We start from the raw sequence: 14557 nt of genomic DNA, 5'->3' as shown, positions 1-14557 counted from the left end.
TCAGTCGTCCAGCCCTCGGCCGCTCAACAGGCGGCCGACCGATTCCATGGAAAAACCACGGTAAACCAGAAAACGGGTTTGCTGGGCGCGGCTGCGCGGATCGACAGGCAACTGACCGGCAAACTTGCGCTGCCAGACATCCTGCAATAGCGCCGACCAGTCCACCCCGCATTCACGCAGTGCCTGGTCGATGTCACCGCGGTGCAGCCCGCGCTGGCCCAGCTCCTCACGAATACGCGCAGGGCCGTAGCCCGAGCGTGAACGGTAGCTGATAAAGCTTTCCAGGTAACGGGCTTCACTGAGCAGGCCCTCTTCCGTCAAACGGTCGAGTTCCTGGTCAATCAATTCGGCGGGGGCGCCGCGCTGACGCAACTTGCGCGTCAGCTCGACTCTACCGTGCTCGCGACGTGCGAGCAGGTCCATGGCTGTCCGCCTTACGGCGACGGGGGTATCGAGTACGGCGGACATGGGTGCGATCAGTAGCCGGCTTCTTCAGCGTTGGCCAGATCGTCTTCAGGCTCGGCGGCTACCGCAGCAGCCTTGCCAGCCGCTTCAACGGCACCGGCATTGAGCAGCTTGTCGCGGATCTGCTTCTCGAGCGTCGCGGCGATTTCCGGGTTTTCCTGGAGGAACTTGGCCGAGTTGGCCTTGCCCTGACCGATCTTGCTGCCCTGGTAGCTGTACCAGGCACCGGATTTTTCCAGGAAGCCGTGCAGCACGCCGAGGTCGATGATCTCGCCGTTGCGGTAGATGCCCTTGCCGTAAAGGATCTGGAACTCAGCCTGACGGAATGGCGGCGCCACCTTGTTCTTGACGATTTTGACCCGGGTTTCGCTACCAACGACTTCGTCGCCTTCCTTCACCGCGCCGGTACGGCGGATGTCGAGACGGACCGATGCGTAGAACTTCAGCGCGTTACCACCGGTGGTGGTTTCCGGGCTGCCGAACATCACGCCGATCTTCATGCGGATCTGGTTGATGAAGATTACCAGGCAGTTGGCGTTCTTGATGTTACCGGTGATCTTACGCAGCGCCTGGGACATCAGGCGAGCCTGCAGGCCCACGTGCATGTCACCCATTTCGCCTTCGATCTCGGCCTTGGGCACCAGCGCCGCCACGGAGTCGACGATGATCACGTCAACGGCGTTGGAGCGCACCAGCATGTCGGTGATTTCCAGGGCCTGTTCGCCGGTATCCGGCTGCGAGACCAGCAGGTCGTCGACGTTGACGCCCAGCTTGCCGGCGTATTCCGGGTCCAGGGCGTGCTCGGCGTCGACGAAGGCACAGGTAGCGCCTGCTTTCTGCGCCTGGGCGATGACTGACAGGGTCAGCGTGGTTTTACCGGACGACTCGGGGCCGTAGATTTCGACGATACGGCCTTTTGGCAGACCGCCAATGCCCAGGGCAATGTCCAGGCCCAGGGAGCCGGTGGAAATGGCCGGAATTGCCTGGCGCTCGTGGTCGCCCATGCGCATGACCGCGCCTTTACCGAATTGACGCTCGATTTGCCCCAGGGCCGCAGCCAAGGCGCGCTTCTTGTTGTCGTCCATTGAAGTCCTCACGTAATCGATAGGGCCTGACGGCCAGAACACCTGTATAAGTAGCCAGTATTATTCCACAGGGTTTTGTTCCCGCCTACCCCCGATGTGCGATTTACTCTGCACCAAGCTGTAACAAGCCCTCTAGCGCGGCGATTACCGTTTGTCGGCGCACCGCATCTCGGTCGCCATCGAAGTGCCGGCGCTCGCTGCCGACATGGCTGCCATCGGCCCAGGCCAGCCATACAGTGCCCACCGGCTTTGCCGGCGAGCCACCGTCGGGCCCTGCCACGCCACTGACCGCTACGGCAAACCGCGCACCGCTGGCAGCCTGGGCGCCGCGCACCATGGCCTCGACCACCTCCTGGCTGACCGCCCCTACTTGCGCGAACAGCGCTTCGGGCACCGCCAGCTGGCGGGTCTTCTGGCTGTTGGAATAGGTCACGTAACCGGCCTCGAACCAGGCCGAGCTGCCAGGAATGCGGGTAATGGCCTCGGCGATGCCGCCACCGGTACAGGATTCGGCAGTGCTTACCTGGGCGTTGAAACGGCGCAGGTGCTCACCCAGGCGGGCAGACAGTGCAGTGATCGGGTCCATGCCAAGCTCCTCTAAGATCTGCCGACTACCCTACACCAGCTGCCCCCTATTCCACAGCCTCAGCGCAGCAGCCCGCGCACGTACGCCTGGCAGGCGCGCAAAGCGATCAGTCCGCGGTCACCGTCATCGGTGATGGCGATAATTCGTTGAGCATGCGCCGGCTCAAGTCGGGCGCGTACGGGGTCATGAACCACGCTGCCGGGGTCGGAGGCGGCAGGCAGGCCGGCGCAACCGGAGGCAGCGCGCTCGACCAGGACCGACAGCCGCACATCAGCAGTAGCCAGGCGATCACGCAGGCGAGCCTGAGTCTGTTGGGCATCGAGAAGCTCCTGATAATGGTGTTGCTCGCTGACCGCCAGCCGTTGCGCCAGCCCCTGGCGTTGCAGGCGCTCGGCGACCAGTTGCGCGGCAGTGGACTCGGCCTGGGCTTGCCACTCGCGCTCGTGCTGCGCCGCTTGCTCCGCCAACTGCCGGCCCATGCGCCAGCCCTGGACTTGCCAGCTCAGCGCACAGGCCAGCAGCGTCAACAGCAGCCACGCCCCAAGTTGCAGGCGGCTCAACACAGCACCTCTCGGGCCCGCGCCCAGAGCCGCAGGCGATCTTCCAGGCCGTTGAGCCCGCCATTGATATGCCGGGTGATGCGGTTGAACTCGCCGCGGTCAGCCAGTTGGTTGAGCCCACGCGAGTGCCAGAACCAGGCCGCCGATTCGGCCGCCCATTGTGGTTGTTCGAGCAGTTGCGGTTGCTTGAGCAAACGCTCATCAGCAAACAGGGCCATGCTGCAAGCCTGGTAGTTGTTGCGCCCGGTGATCTGGATCAGGCCACGCCCGCAGTACAGCTGGCCATCGCCATCGGCCTGTGGGGTATTGCCCAGGCGCAGGGCCAGGGTGCCGGTATCGTAACGCGCCAGGTAGCGGTCGTTGCCCAGCTCCTTGACGTAGCGCAACTGGCCGGACTCATGGCCGATCTGGGCGAGAAAGGCCGCTTGGCGCCGTGGGGTGTCAATGTCCCATCGGGCCATGGCCAGGTTCAGGGCAGGTAGAAAAACGCCCGCATTCAGGCGGGCGTTGGGGAACACGGCAGCAAGTTGCTCCAGGGTCATATAGGGTTCCTCATCCTTGGGGTTCAAAGGGGCTGCAACTGGACCGTGCGCAGTGCCGGCCGGCTCTTGGCTTGCTTGCCCTTGGCCTTGGCTTTGCCTTTGTTGCCGCCGTTGCAGTCGACCGAGGTTGCCCAGCCACTGGAACTGAAGGTGTGTTCGACCGACTCGATCAGGTACTCGCCGTCCAGCCCCTCCTTGAAGCCCTGGGTGAGGATCAGGCGTTCGGCAAACAGGTCGGTGCGTCCAGCCATTTCCAGGCGCACACTGGCGGTGCTGCGGTTGAATGCCGCCAGGCGCGCCTTGGCAGCCTGTTCGGCAGCAGGCTTGTTGGGATAAATGTGGCGGTTGCTGTGCACCGGCTGCAGCCCGGCGGGCGAGGCATCGTTAGCCAGCTCGACAGTCTTCAGCTCGCCGCTTTTGGGATCCTGGTGACGGGTTTGCACAGCCTTGTGCGTGCCTTTGTCCGCCAGGCGAATCTGCCAGCGACTCACATCGCGACGGTTGATGGTCACCACGCCCAGGGCCTGCCCGCTGGCGCTGTGCCCGGCCTGACGCGACAGCACCAGCAATTTGCCGTCGCCGATCTTGGCCGTGCAGTCATATTGCCTGGCCAGGCGGGTAATAAAGTTGAAATCCGACTCGTTGAGCTGGTCAACCCTGGGCAGCCGCGTGCTCACCGGGCACACCGGCTGCCAGCCATTGCGCGCGGCAATGTCACGCACGATCTGCTGCAGCGGGACATCCTCCCAGCTACCGCTGCGGATGCTCTTGCCGGTACCGCGCATATCGCTGGCCTTGCCGCGGATGACGATGCTGTCAGGGGGGCCCGACAATTCGATCTCATCCACGGTGTAGCGCCCCAGGCGCGTCAATACCTGGCCGGCATAGCCCAGGTGCACTTCGATCATTGCCCCCCTTGCAGGCAGCGTCACCGCGCCATCGCGGTCGTCAATGCGCAGCTCGAACTCGTCGGATTCCATTCCGGGCTTGTCCGAGGTCCGCAAGGACAGCAAGCGGTCGTTGATCAGTTCGGTGATGTCCTTGCCATCGGCAACAAGACGAAACACTGGCTGCATGGTTCAGGCTCCAGAAAAATGACCCCGCGCGCGGCGGGGTCTGGTGATGACAGTTGTCGACAAGCATCAGTCCCACAGTTGCACCGTGGCATCGCTCGCCGCTGGCAGCTCCGGTAGCAAAATCTGCACCCCGGCGCGAAACGGTTGGGGCTGCTCGGCCAGGCCCTGGTTGGCAGCCAGCACAGCTTCGACCGTGCCGTTCAGGTGGCCGTAGTAGTGCTGGCACAAGGTGTCGAGCACATCGCCATCAGCGGTTCTGCAGGTCGTCGCCATAGCTCACAAACTCCAGTGAGAAACCTTGTTTTCGGGGAATGCCACCGGCGAGCAAATTGCTCTGGTCTTCATCGACGCCGGTCAGGCACCAAGTGCCCAGGACTTCGCCGTAACCGCTGGTGAGGGTTAGCGGCTGCAATTTCCGGCCGATACTGCGCAGCGCCTGCAACTGACCGAGCCCGCCCTTGAAACCGGGAAAAATCGCCCCTTTGATGCTGATCTTCTCGTCACCCAGGCCGACTGCCTGCTGGGCGGTGCTGCGCGTCAGGCGCTCCTGCCCGGCCCAACGAAAGCTCGTCTGCCTGCGCAGTTCATCAAACGCGGCGGTGTCGAGGTTGAAGTAATAAGCGGGCGATTCGGGCTTGAGTGGCTGCACAATCAGCAAATGCGGGAACGGCTTGACCGCTTCTGCCGCCGGCGTCACTTCGGGGGCGAAGCTGCTGGTCGGCAGAATATTGGCCAGGGACGGGCTGATCCTGCCCGCCACCCGGTTGATCGCGGCGCTGACCCGGCCTATCTGGGTCTTCACCGTGGCGACGCCGTCACGCACCTGCGCCACCACCGCCACGGCCCGGTCGTATTTTGCCAACGCCTGGTCGACAGTGGCCTGGGCCTTGTTGATCGCACGCAAGCTGCGCTGCAGCTTCGCACCGATGGCGGGCCCGACGAAGGGCAGCGCCTCGAGCTCGGCAGCGGCACCGATGAATTCGGCGGCGGCCTCCTTGACCGGCGCCAGCATTCCGTCCGCGCTGCGCCGCCCTGCTTCGCCCGCCGCCACCAGGGCGCCAAGCCCGGATTGCAACTGGTCCATGTAGGTCATGGCACCTCCTTAAGCAACATGAGGAACGTCGTACAGTTGACGACTGGTGGATTGACGCATCAGATCATCGAACTCCCGCCGGACAATGGCGCCCACTTGCTGAGCAAGCTGAAGGGGATCGCTGATCCCGCCCTGAACCGAAATGGTGGGGGCAAAGGTGATTTGCTGAACCAGTTGCGTTGGCTGGGCTGCGCCTGCTTGCCCTGCACCGGGGACACTGGCAATTGCCACCGGTTCGATGGCTGTCAGCTCCATTGCCCGCACAGCCCTGCCCAAATTGCGCTCTGGCTGATCACTTGGGCGGTCATCGCTGTCTGCAGACCGAGGTGCTGATCTTCCCTGATCAGTCTCTGCTTCGGGGGCAAACCAGGACTTGGCTAGCGCGCTACCGAGCTGGTCACCATACAAACCGCCCAGCAGGGCGCCGATCACAGGGCCCACCACCGGGACCGGAGCACCGAGCGCAGCCCCGGCAAGCGCGCCAGCAAGCCCACCTGCAGCACCTGCGTAGCCCTCGGCTTTCTGTTCGGCCGATTGCGCATACCGCGCCGTGCTGAGCGCTTTGATTCCAGCACCGAGCACAGCCAGACGCGCGACCGCCTTGACCCCGGACCACATACTGCTCGCAATCCCTGGAGCAGATGGCCGAGGAAGTGGATCCTTGGGTGGCTGAGTTAACGTGGCCTTGAACGCCGGCAATGCGCCAACAACAGCCGTGCCCACAAGCGCAATTGACCCGGGACCTTCCATCCTTGGCGGCCTCGAACCGTCGGGTGCGGGTGCTGTCGTTGAGTGCCCGCCTTTACCCTGGTCACCCGGGCATGGCGTGCACTGGCCTTCAGAGGGTGGTGACGGCTTGCAGGCAACAGGTACAAACCAGTTTTTTGTCATCCAGCCCATTAGACTCTGGCTTGCAGGCTCACCATCGGATGGGCTGAGCAAAGGCCCCGGGCTCGCTGTCGGCGAGGACAACCCTAACAGTCTCGCCAGGACTGGCATCAGTTCGGCCTTGGGAGTGTTCGTCGCCTCAGCACGCAGTAACGAGACAGGCGCCAGAGGGACTTTTGAACTGTTCGCAGGTTCGGACGCGATAGGCTCGTCCATGAAGCTTGCCCCCAGTTTCCCCACCTGTCCTCCAAACGACTCCCCCAACCGTCCTCCAAGGCGTTCACCCAGGACAGCACCAATCGGCCCGCCCAATCGCGCCCCAAAGGCCTCCCCGGCCCTCGAGCCTATAAGGCTACCGACACTTTCCCCGTAACTCTCAGCCTTTTCCTCCGGGGTTTGATCACTGCGGTACGTTTTAAAAATCTCGTAGCCAGTCTCGGCATAATCGAGCTTTCTGCTCAGCTTTTCAGCGGCATCGCTTGCTTTGTCTTTCAACGACGGTGGGCGTGCCTGGCTGTTACCAGGAGAAGCCGGGAGCGGATTCTGGCTGGAACCCAGTTGCGCTGTACTTTCGATTTTTTTGCTACCCGCTGACGCGGGAGCAGCGACTGAAGCCGCCTTTCCAGGTTGGACAGCGGTAGTGCCTGACCCACCTTTGCGTGCGCCCTTCGTAAGCGCCAGCATCATCAGGCCCAGAGACAATCCATCGCCCTCGGGCCCTGCTGCTTGCTCTGGATCACTTAGCGTTGAACCTGGTTCAGAGCCTGGCCCAGCCTGTCCGGGCATACCCGGGGTGATGCCCAAACGCGCCTTGGCTGGCTTCAACCCAAGGGCCAACTTCATCAACCCCAGCGACAGCACATCAATACCTGCAACATTAACCACCAACGGGTTGCTGCTTGCCGGCTTGACTGGTCCCGCCACTGCGTGTTCTGCGTTAGCGACATCTTCACTCGATGCTGCATCTTGATCGTATGACCCGCGCACCACCTCCTGCGGCACCTGGGTTTTACCCAGGGTGTTCTGGTCAGACTGCGTCAGCGTTTTGATACGTTCCAGGACCGTGTTGAAAACGGTACCCACCATCAGGGTGACGGTGGTACCAATCTGCGGTTCAAATCCCTGTTTGCGCACGATCTGATCCCCCTTTGCATGGGCTATCTGCTCAATCCGTGAGCCACCAGACCATGTCGTTGAACGACATGGTCATGATTTCGCCGGCGGTAAAATTCAGCTCTTTGGCGAGCCGTTTTGCCGCCGCTTTCTGCAGCCCGGGATCAAAGCTCGTCGTCTTGCACCAGACGAAAATAGCCCGCCTGCAGGCGGCCATAGTCCTTGAGCGACAGGCCCTCAAGGTCCTTGACCCCGACCTCGGCCAGCGAGGCAAAGAGGTTCAGCTCGCGCTGCTCGTCATCGCCACTGGCCGCCGACTGGGCGGTGCGGATGTCGCGCACGGTGGGTGCACGCAGCGACAGGCTGTCGACCTGCATGCCGTTGGCCTCACTGGCCTTGCTCAGTTGAACGACAACGCGTTCGGCACTGACATTCAGCCAGCTCGGCATTTTCGCGGTTTGCGTCATGACGCCTCCTTACAGGCCCAGGGCCGAACGTTGAGCGGCGAGCTGGTCGACGCCATTGATGACGCGCTTCATGCCCAGCGGATCGATTTCGTAGACCAGGCGGCCGTCGACTTCGAGCTTGTAGTAGGTCACGGCCACGTTGTGCTTGATCTCGGCCTTGTCGCCCGGCTTCCAGTCGCCCATGTCGACTTCTTTCAGCGCGCCGCGCAGGGTGACGATGACCGGGGTGACCTTGCCCTTGAGGCCCTTGAAGGCACCGCGGAAGGTGCCGTTGAAAGCCGAGCCGTCGGCCAGGCCGAAGAACTTCAGCGACTCACGGCGCACGCCGGTGGTGACGAAGCCGGCTTCTTGCTTTTCCATGCCCTGGTCGATTTCGATCGCCATGTCCATGCCGCCGGCACGGTGCTCCTCCATCTTCAGGGTGAGCTTGGGCAGGGTCAGGCTGGGGACGTCGCCTTGAAAGCTGACGCCATCGACGAACAGGTTCAGGTTTGCCAGGGTTTCGGGAATCATTGCCATGGTTATTGCTCCTTAAACGGCTTGGTCGAGGACTTCGGTCAACCACTGGTTGGTGACCTCGACGCGGAAATTCGGGTTCTCGGCGGGCGGCACGTCGGTGAAACGGATGTTCCAGTAGACCTTGCCCTGCTCCAGCTGGCTGGCGGTGTTCAGCTCGGGGTCGGCGAACACTTCGAAATTGATGATTGCGCCCTGGGCTTTCAGATCACGCATGAACGCCTGCAGGCCTTCGGTCACGTCCTTGACGTAGGTCGCGGTGATCGAGCGGTCGACCGCCCACTTGTGGCCGTAAAGGATCGCGTCCATGACGATGTCCATGGTCCGCACGCGGGTGACGAAAGCCCACTTCGGGTCGCTGCTCAGGGTGCGGTTGCCCCACAGGCGGAAACCGTCATCGCGGATCACGGTGGTGATGTTGGCGTTGTTGAGCAGGTTGGCGCGGCAGGTGGCGTCGCCATCCAGGTACTCGATCGAGCGGCTGGTGCCGGTGATGCCAACGAACTCCTTGTTCGATGGCGAGGCCCAGAAGCCGTACTCGCTGTCGGTCCAGGCAAACAGACCGGCAACCCAGGCCGACGCAGGTGCATCGAGGGTGGCGCTTTTGCCGGTGTCCCAGTACTGCACACCCGGATCGACCAGGTAGGCACGCTTGGCGCCGAAGTTCTCGGCGTAGGCGATGGCCGCTTCATCGGTGGTGTTCGGGCCATCGATAATGGCCAGGCCGCGCAGCTTGTCGGCCAGGGCCACCAGCGCGGTACCGACCGCCAGGGTCGAGCTGTGCTTTGGCGTCACCAGCAGGCGTGGCTGGGCGTTGAACCGGCTTTTGCCGTCCAGCAATGCCTGCAGGCCGGTGCGTTTGCCGTCGGCCAGCACGCCGCCGATGATCGCCGAAGTCTGCGCAGCCTCTTCTTCGAGCTTGGCCACGCCGCAGGCGACAATGACCGCCTTGGCGCGGCTGTAGATGGCCTGGCAGGCGCGGGTGATTGCCGAGTCGGCGCCGAATGCGGCGACGGCTTCACGCTCGCTGGTGATCAGCACCAGGTCGTTGGCCTTGGCGCTTGCAGTCGGGCCTTCGGTGAAGGTATCGACCAGGCCGATGATCGAAGAAGAAGGCAGCGCGATGGAACGTGCGCCGGTGTCGACGTTGGTTACGGTAACGCCGTGGAAGAATCCACTCATGGGTAAGTCTCCAGAAATGCAAAGGCCCCGCGGTGCGGGGCCTTCAGAGGGTTTGTTGCGGGTAGGAAAAAGCCCCGGCGGTGCGGGGCTTTATTGAGTGTAAGGGGCAAGCCAGGTCGGTGTAGCTGGGCGCGGGTTCTCGGGAAAGAGCTCTGTTTGCGGCCATTCACGCAGCGCTACTCGATAGAGCTGGAGCTCCTGGTACTGATCCGGGCTAAGCGTGGTTTTCCCGGACTCCAGTTCGTCACGATGACGGGCAACTACATCGTCGGTCTCCCTGAGTTGAGCGTCCCGCCACTTCCTCTCTATGCCGGCAATCACCTCAGGCGGCAAAGGTGGGCGCTCTTTGGTCATTGGACGACCGTCTTGATCCGCGTAAATCACTCGACCTTGCGATTGTTCTTCGAGTATACGTGCGTGGTGTTCTGCCGTTATCGAAACACTGTCAGCGGGCCATGTATTGCTGGCCTCATAAGAATTACGTAATTGCGCCGGGTAAAACGCCAACTCACCCGCGGAGAAAACATATTCGCTCATGGTGTACGGTTCCTCTTTATCAATAACCGATTGCGATGTAACTGATGCTGCGCGCATTGGGCGACAACCCCGCATTCGGAACGCCTTCAGATCGGAATGTGACGTTTTGCCTGGTCCACCCAATCACACGAGCAAATGAATCATCATCACCCGTCGCGCCATTGACAGTTGTGGGTATGCACATGAGGCAATAGTTAGGAAATGCCATATGGAAAACTGAGGAATAATTAGCTTCAGCCGGCGTGAATACCGAGCCGTACTGAATGATCATGCCAGTTTGAGCATCCCGCCAAAAACCTGATGCGCCGCCGAAAGCGGAAGTGTTCGCGATGCCCAAAATATTTCGGGCCGAAGGGACGTCGCTCGCGGACATCAGTGACTGCCCAACGGCGCCTGTATGCTCCGTTGTGTAAATCTTTGCATTGGGCCCCCAATGCAAGTCTCCCGCCGCTGACATCAGCAACTGGCGAAACACCCTGTCACCCCAGTGAAATGTAATGGCGGGTGCGTACGTAATAGCACTTTGAGTGGTGCCCACCCGTGCTGTTTCACGAATTTGGATAGCCCCGTTGCGCCAGTCATTCCCAGGTGTTTTGGAATAGAACTCCGGAAACTGATCACTCGAAACACGTACGCCATCCGTTATCCCATATCCCGTAAGCGTCGTGGCTTTTGCTGCCTTGCCCGCCAAGGCATTGGTTATCGTTGAGGCGAAGTTCGGATCATTGCCCAGAGCCAGAGCAAGCTCGTTAAGTGTATCAAGGGCAGCCGGTGCGGCCGCGACCAGGCTATTGATAGCGTCAGTTACAAACTTGGTGGTTGCCGCCTGACTGTTACTGGTCCCGGGGACAGGTGAAGGCACAACCACGGTGCCGGTAAACGTAGGACTCACCAATGGTGCTTTGGCGACCAACAAGTTGTTTACTTGCGCCTGGCTATACGCATCCGTGATGCCATACCCCGCCAGCGTGGTTGCTTTGGCGGCCTTTGCAGCAAGTGCATTGGTCATGGTTACGGCAAAGTTCGGATCGTTACCCAGCGCGTCAGCAAGTTCTTTCAGCGTGTCCAACGTATCCGGAGAGGCCCCTACTAAAGCGGCAATAGCAGCTTTTACAAATGCAGTACTTGCTGCTTGTGTGCCATTTGCGGAAGCCGCGGCGGTAGGTACATTGACCACACCTGAAAATGTGGGGCTGGCCAACGGCGCCTTGCTTGCGAGGCCATTGACCATTGTGCCAGCAAAGTTAGGATCGTTATCTATGGCTGCAGCAAGCTTGTTCAGTTGATTCAACAACCCTGGAGCGCCGTTGACAACACCGTCAATCGCCACCTGGATTGCAGCACTCGTAGCGGCTTTCGTGAACGCATCACCGATGCTGTAACCGGCCAAAGTCGTCGGGGTGCTTCCCTCCACCACAATGCCGCGATCGTTGGTTCTAACCTTGGTAAAAGTACCTGCTACCTTGTTCTTCGGTAAAACGCTCAAGATCGATGAGTCGACATACTCACGAGTCGCAAGTACAACAGACGGATCAATCTTCAACTGCACATTGGCAGTACTGGTCACGATAATGTTGAGCCGCACAACCTGCGTCTTGCCAGTTCCCTGACTGAGCAATGGCTTGAAACTAGGCGCACAATTGGCCACCGCTACCAGATCACCATCGGCGTCATACAGGCCGATTTCCCGAATCCACCACCCCCCCACATCCGGCGGTATCACTTGCTCGGCGATGATGATGCTGTTGTTGTCCGGGTCAACCTTGACCTGGTTGAGCGGCGCCCTTCGGCGTTCGTTGATGAGTTTTTTCTGATCCCTCGACGGGATCGGGTCGGTCAGGTTGGCATCACCAACCCCCATTTGTGCAAAGCTCCACGGCACGCCCAAGGCGTTGGCATTGGCCTGCTTGGCCTCGCCCACCGCCGTGAGGATGGCAAAGAACTGGCTTGTCTGGTCAGTCATGAGTACACGTCCAGGGTTTCAATTTGCTGTTCACGGCCCACAAGGCCATAGCTGCCGCTGACTTCAATGTCGTGAGAGGTCGGCGGATAAATGTCGATTTCATCGCCTTCAGAAAGGCTTATTCCCAGGCGCAGATAGCCACTGCTGGCGAGCGTGATTGCCAGCCCCGTCAGGTGGCGACTGACCGGCTTGGCGTCATCGATTAGCCGGGTCAGCTCCAGGTACATTTGTTCGGAGATTCCGTTCTCCAGTACCCCGACCTGCAGCGCAAAAGTGCCCGGCACGCCTTGCGGTACCGTCTGCCACCACTCCTGCACTTCGATCAGGTAACCCAGCGGCTCCACTACCCGGCGCAGCGCACCAATGGTCCCTTTATGGGCATGTACATAGAGCGCCGAGCGGATCACCGAGCGCTTGATTGCCTCCGGCCAGGTTTCATCCCAGCGGTCCACCGACCAGGCCCAGGCCAGTTGATGCAGCAGGTGCGCCGGGCAGGTGTCGGGGTTGTACAGCGTGCGCAGTGGGACTTCGGTGGTTTCAAAGCCGGCGGCTTCTATGGCCTGTTCGAGATCGGTACTGTTGAGCGGGAGCAGACTGTCCATGTCAGCTTCCCCGCGTCACAGTGATGCCTTCGCACCAGGCCGCTTGCGCCTGGGTCGGGCGGATGTCGGTCCAGTTGTTCAGGTCGACCCGGCTGACGCCGTTGATGTGCAACTGGGCATCCACGCCCGAGCGGGCCACTTCGACCCCCAGGCGCCGGCGCGGGTTGATCCAGGCTTGCAGCCGACGTTTGCACTCGGCAAGCGTTGCTTCGATCTCCGGGCCGTTGCCGCTCATGTGCACCACGGCATCGATGCGGTAACGCAGGATCTGCGCGCCCTGAACCGTCAGGCGGTCACCCACCGGGCGTACGTCGTCATCATTGAGCTTGAGCCGTACGGTCTCCAGCAGCGCGGCTGTGGTGCTGCCATCGCCTTCAAGCGCCAGCACCGTCACCACCACCTGGGCCGGCGACGGGCTTTCGGCGGTGGCATCGGCCACCAGCCCGGAAGCGTTGCGGGCATGCAGGATGTAACTGTTGCGCGGGCCCGCAGTGGTCAGCCCTTCATAGACCAGTTGCACCCGCTCGCGCAGGGCGTCGTCTTCTTCAAGCACCTGCGGCGTTGGCGGCACGCTGCTGGCGTCGGGTGCCTGCACCACCAGGCGCTGCAGCTGTACATTGGCCGCCAATTGATCCAGATCGGCGCCTTGCGCATAGGCCAGCAACAGTGCCTTGGCGGCATCGTTGACCCGTGCGCGGTTGAGCAGCTTGCGATAAGCGCCGACTTCCAGCAGTTTGTTCACCGGGTCGCTTTCGACTGCGGCGTCCCAGCTGTCGCCCATGTGCGACCGGAAGGTCGCCAGGTCAGCCTGGAACAGCACCTCGAAATCGAGGTCTTCCAGAACCTGCGGCGCGGGCAGCGCCGAAAGATCCACACTACTCATGCCGTCACCTCCGGCGTGCTGCAGAAACGAAAACGCCCCGAAGTTCGGAGCGCTCAGGAAAACTGCAGGCGGTCAGTCTATTGTGACGCCAACAATACTCGCGCGAATGGCGTCAATTGCAGTGTCGGCGAGAACTTCTGCCATTGCATGACTGGTCGCTTTAGGAATTTCGTGCCGGCTTTTCAAACGGGCGGTACGAATGGTATGAATCACCGTCTCCAACGCTTGTACATTAGTCAGGATAGCCTCTGTGGCGACTTGCGCAGATACCTCGGCAGCCTCGGCCAATGCCTTTACAGACAGCGGAGTTTCCCCTTCAAAGTTAGCCGCCAAGAAAGCCTTTGCCTCGCGTTCAGCAAGTTGAAACTCGAGCATACGCAACGGGTTTCCGACAAGTATCGAGCGTGAAAGATCTGCGGTCTGCTCAACCTGGTCTTGTGCCGCAATCAAAGCAGCACCAAGCGGCAGGCTCTCGTAGCTGTAGCCAACATAGTTCGTGCCGTTATAGCTGACGGTCAAAAATTCTTTTTGCATAGTATTCTCACAGAGTTAAATAGTTAGTAGTTAGCGTTGCCAAGGGCCTAAGCCCAATTTTCAGTACAATGTTTGAAGAGCTCGATCAGACTTTGCTGATATGCCGAAAACTCACGCAAATCATGCGACCACCTCCAGGCTGGTCGGTTGCGCCAGGTAGACCCCGGTCAACTGCAGCGTGATCTGCCCGCCCACCACCGCCGTGACCCTGACCCGTTCAAGCTTCAGGCGTGGCTCCCAACGGCCCAGTGCGCGAGCCACCTCCGCCTGCACTGCGCTCTTCCAGCCTTCGTTGACCGGCAAATCGACGAAGCGGCGCAGCTTGCTGCCGTACTCCGGGCGCATGCGCCGGCTGCCCAGTGGCGTGGTGAGGATGTCTTCGATGGACTGGCGTAAATGTGCAATGCCGGACAACGGTTGGCCGCTCCGGCGATCCATGCCGATCATTGATGTTCTCCAGGCGTA

At 61.1% G+C, this 14557-nt stretch carries 18 protein-coding genes; all 18 read right to left on the bottom strand.

What is annotated here, in order from left to right; genetic code table 11:
- Positions 1 to 468 (bottom strand): recombination regulator RecX, encoded by a 468-nt coding sequence (recX, locus tag ABIE20_RS09195; RefSeq protein WP_045193567.1) that lies wholly within the window; start codon positions 466 to 468, stop codon positions 1 to 3.
- A gap of 8 nt (positions 469 to 476) precedes the next feature.
- A complete protein-coding gene (gene recA / locus ABIE20_RS09190) occupies positions 477 to 1550 on the bottom strand; it encodes a recombinase RecA (protein ID WP_123565803.1) in 1074 nt (357 codons plus the stop codon).
- 103 nt (positions 1551 to 1653) lie between these two features.
- On the bottom strand, positions 1654 to 2136 hold the full coding sequence (locus ABIE20_RS09185) for a CinA family protein (RefSeq protein WP_429504550.1): 483 nt from the start codon (positions 2134 to 2136) through the stop codon (positions 1654 to 1656).
- A 59-nt stretch (positions 2137 to 2195) separates the two neighbouring features.
- Positions 2196 to 2696 (bottom strand): lysis protein, encoded by a 501-nt coding sequence (locus tag ABIE20_RS09180; protein WP_429504548.1) that lies wholly within the window; start codon positions 2694 to 2696, stop codon positions 2196 to 2198.
- A complete protein-coding gene (locus ABIE20_RS09175) occupies positions 2693 to 3238 on the bottom strand; it encodes a glycoside hydrolase family 19 protein (protein ID WP_429504547.1) in 546 nt (181 codons plus the stop codon). The genes ABIE20_RS09180 and ABIE20_RS09175 overlap by 4 nt, the downstream gene beginning before the upstream one ends.
- Positions 3239 to 3261: 23 nt before the next feature.
- Positions 3262 to 4314, bottom strand: a complete 1053-nt coding sequence (locus ABIE20_RS09170) for a phage late control D family protein (protein ID WP_429504545.1) — start codon at positions 4312 to 4314, stop codon at positions 3262 to 3264.
- Positions 4315 to 4380: 66 nt separating this feature from the next.
- On the bottom strand, positions 4381 to 4587 hold the full coding sequence (locus ABIE20_RS09165) for a tail protein X (RefSeq protein WP_429504543.1): 207 nt from the start codon (positions 4585 to 4587) through the stop codon (positions 4381 to 4383).
- A complete protein-coding gene (locus ABIE20_RS09160) occupies positions 4562 to 5407 on the bottom strand; it encodes a phage tail protein (protein ID WP_429504541.1) in 846 nt (281 codons plus the stop codon). The genes ABIE20_RS09165 and ABIE20_RS09160 overlap by 26 nt, the downstream gene beginning before the upstream one ends.
- A 9-nt stretch (positions 5408 to 5416) precedes the next feature.
- On the bottom strand, positions 5417 to 7429 hold the full coding sequence (locus ABIE20_RS09155) for a hypothetical protein (RefSeq protein ID WP_429504539.1): 2013 nt from the start codon (positions 7427 to 7429) through the stop codon (positions 5417 to 5419).
- Between the two features lie 143 nt (positions 7430 to 7572).
- Entirely contained in the window at positions 7573 to 7875 is a 303-nt protein-coding gene (locus tag ABIE20_RS09150) for a phage tail assembly protein (protein WP_045193580.1), read from the bottom strand.
- Between the two features lie 9 nt (positions 7876 to 7884).
- Entirely contained in the window at positions 7885 to 8394 is a 510-nt protein-coding gene (locus tag ABIE20_RS09145) for a phage major tail tube protein (protein WP_045193582.1), read from the bottom strand.
- A 12-nt stretch (positions 8395 to 8406) separates the two neighbouring features.
- Positions 8407 to 9573 carry a phage tail sheath subtilisin-like domain-containing protein gene (locus ABIE20_RS09140; protein WP_429504537.1) on the bottom strand — a complete coding sequence of 389 codons (1167 nt, stop codon included), beginning with the start codon at positions 9571 to 9573 and terminating at the stop codon, positions 8407 to 8409.
- Positions 9574 to 9663: 90 nt separating this feature from the next.
- A complete protein-coding gene (locus ABIE20_RS09135) occupies positions 9664 to 10110 on the bottom strand; it encodes a tail fiber assembly protein (protein ID WP_429504535.1) in 447 nt (148 codons plus the stop codon).
- Positions 10111 to 10129: 19 nt separating this feature from the next.
- Positions 10130 to 12073: a phage tail protein gene (locus tag ABIE20_RS09130; RefSeq protein ID WP_429504533.1), complete on the bottom strand. Its 1944-nt coding sequence runs from the start codon at positions 12071 to 12073 to the stop codon at positions 10130 to 10132.
- Positions 12070 to 12675: a phage tail protein I gene (locus ABIE20_RS09125; RefSeq protein ID WP_429504531.1), complete on the bottom strand. Its 606-nt coding sequence runs from the start codon at positions 12673 to 12675 to the stop codon at positions 12070 to 12072. Before ABIE20_RS09125 ends, ABIE20_RS09130 begins: the two co-directional genes overlap by 4 nt.
- A gap of 1 nt (position 12676) precedes the next feature.
- Positions 12677 to 13558 carry a baseplate assembly protein gene (locus ABIE20_RS09120; RefSeq protein WP_429504529.1) on the bottom strand — a complete coding sequence of 294 codons (882 nt, stop codon included), beginning with the start codon at positions 13556 to 13558 and terminating at the stop codon, positions 12677 to 12679.
- Positions 13559 to 13630: 72 nt separating this feature from the next.
- On the bottom strand, positions 13631 to 14092 hold the full coding sequence (locus ABIE20_RS09115) for a hypothetical protein (RefSeq protein ID WP_429504527.1): 462 nt from the start codon (positions 14090 to 14092) through the stop codon (positions 13631 to 13633).
- 120 nt (positions 14093 to 14212) lie between these two features.
- Positions 14213 to 14539: a GPW/gp25 family protein gene (locus ABIE20_RS09110; RefSeq protein WP_093386612.1), complete on the bottom strand. Its 327-nt coding sequence runs from the start codon at positions 14537 to 14539 to the stop codon at positions 14213 to 14215.
- Positions 14540 to 14557 lie beyond the last annotated feature (18 nt).

It is taken from the genome of Pseudomonas sp. 2835 (assembly GCF_050435905.1).
GTDB lineage: Bacteria > Pseudomonadota > Gammaproteobacteria > Pseudomonadales > Pseudomonadaceae > Aquipseudomonas.
Note: the sequence above shows the minus strand (reverse complement) of the source record. Positions and strands in the feature narration are given on the sequence as shown.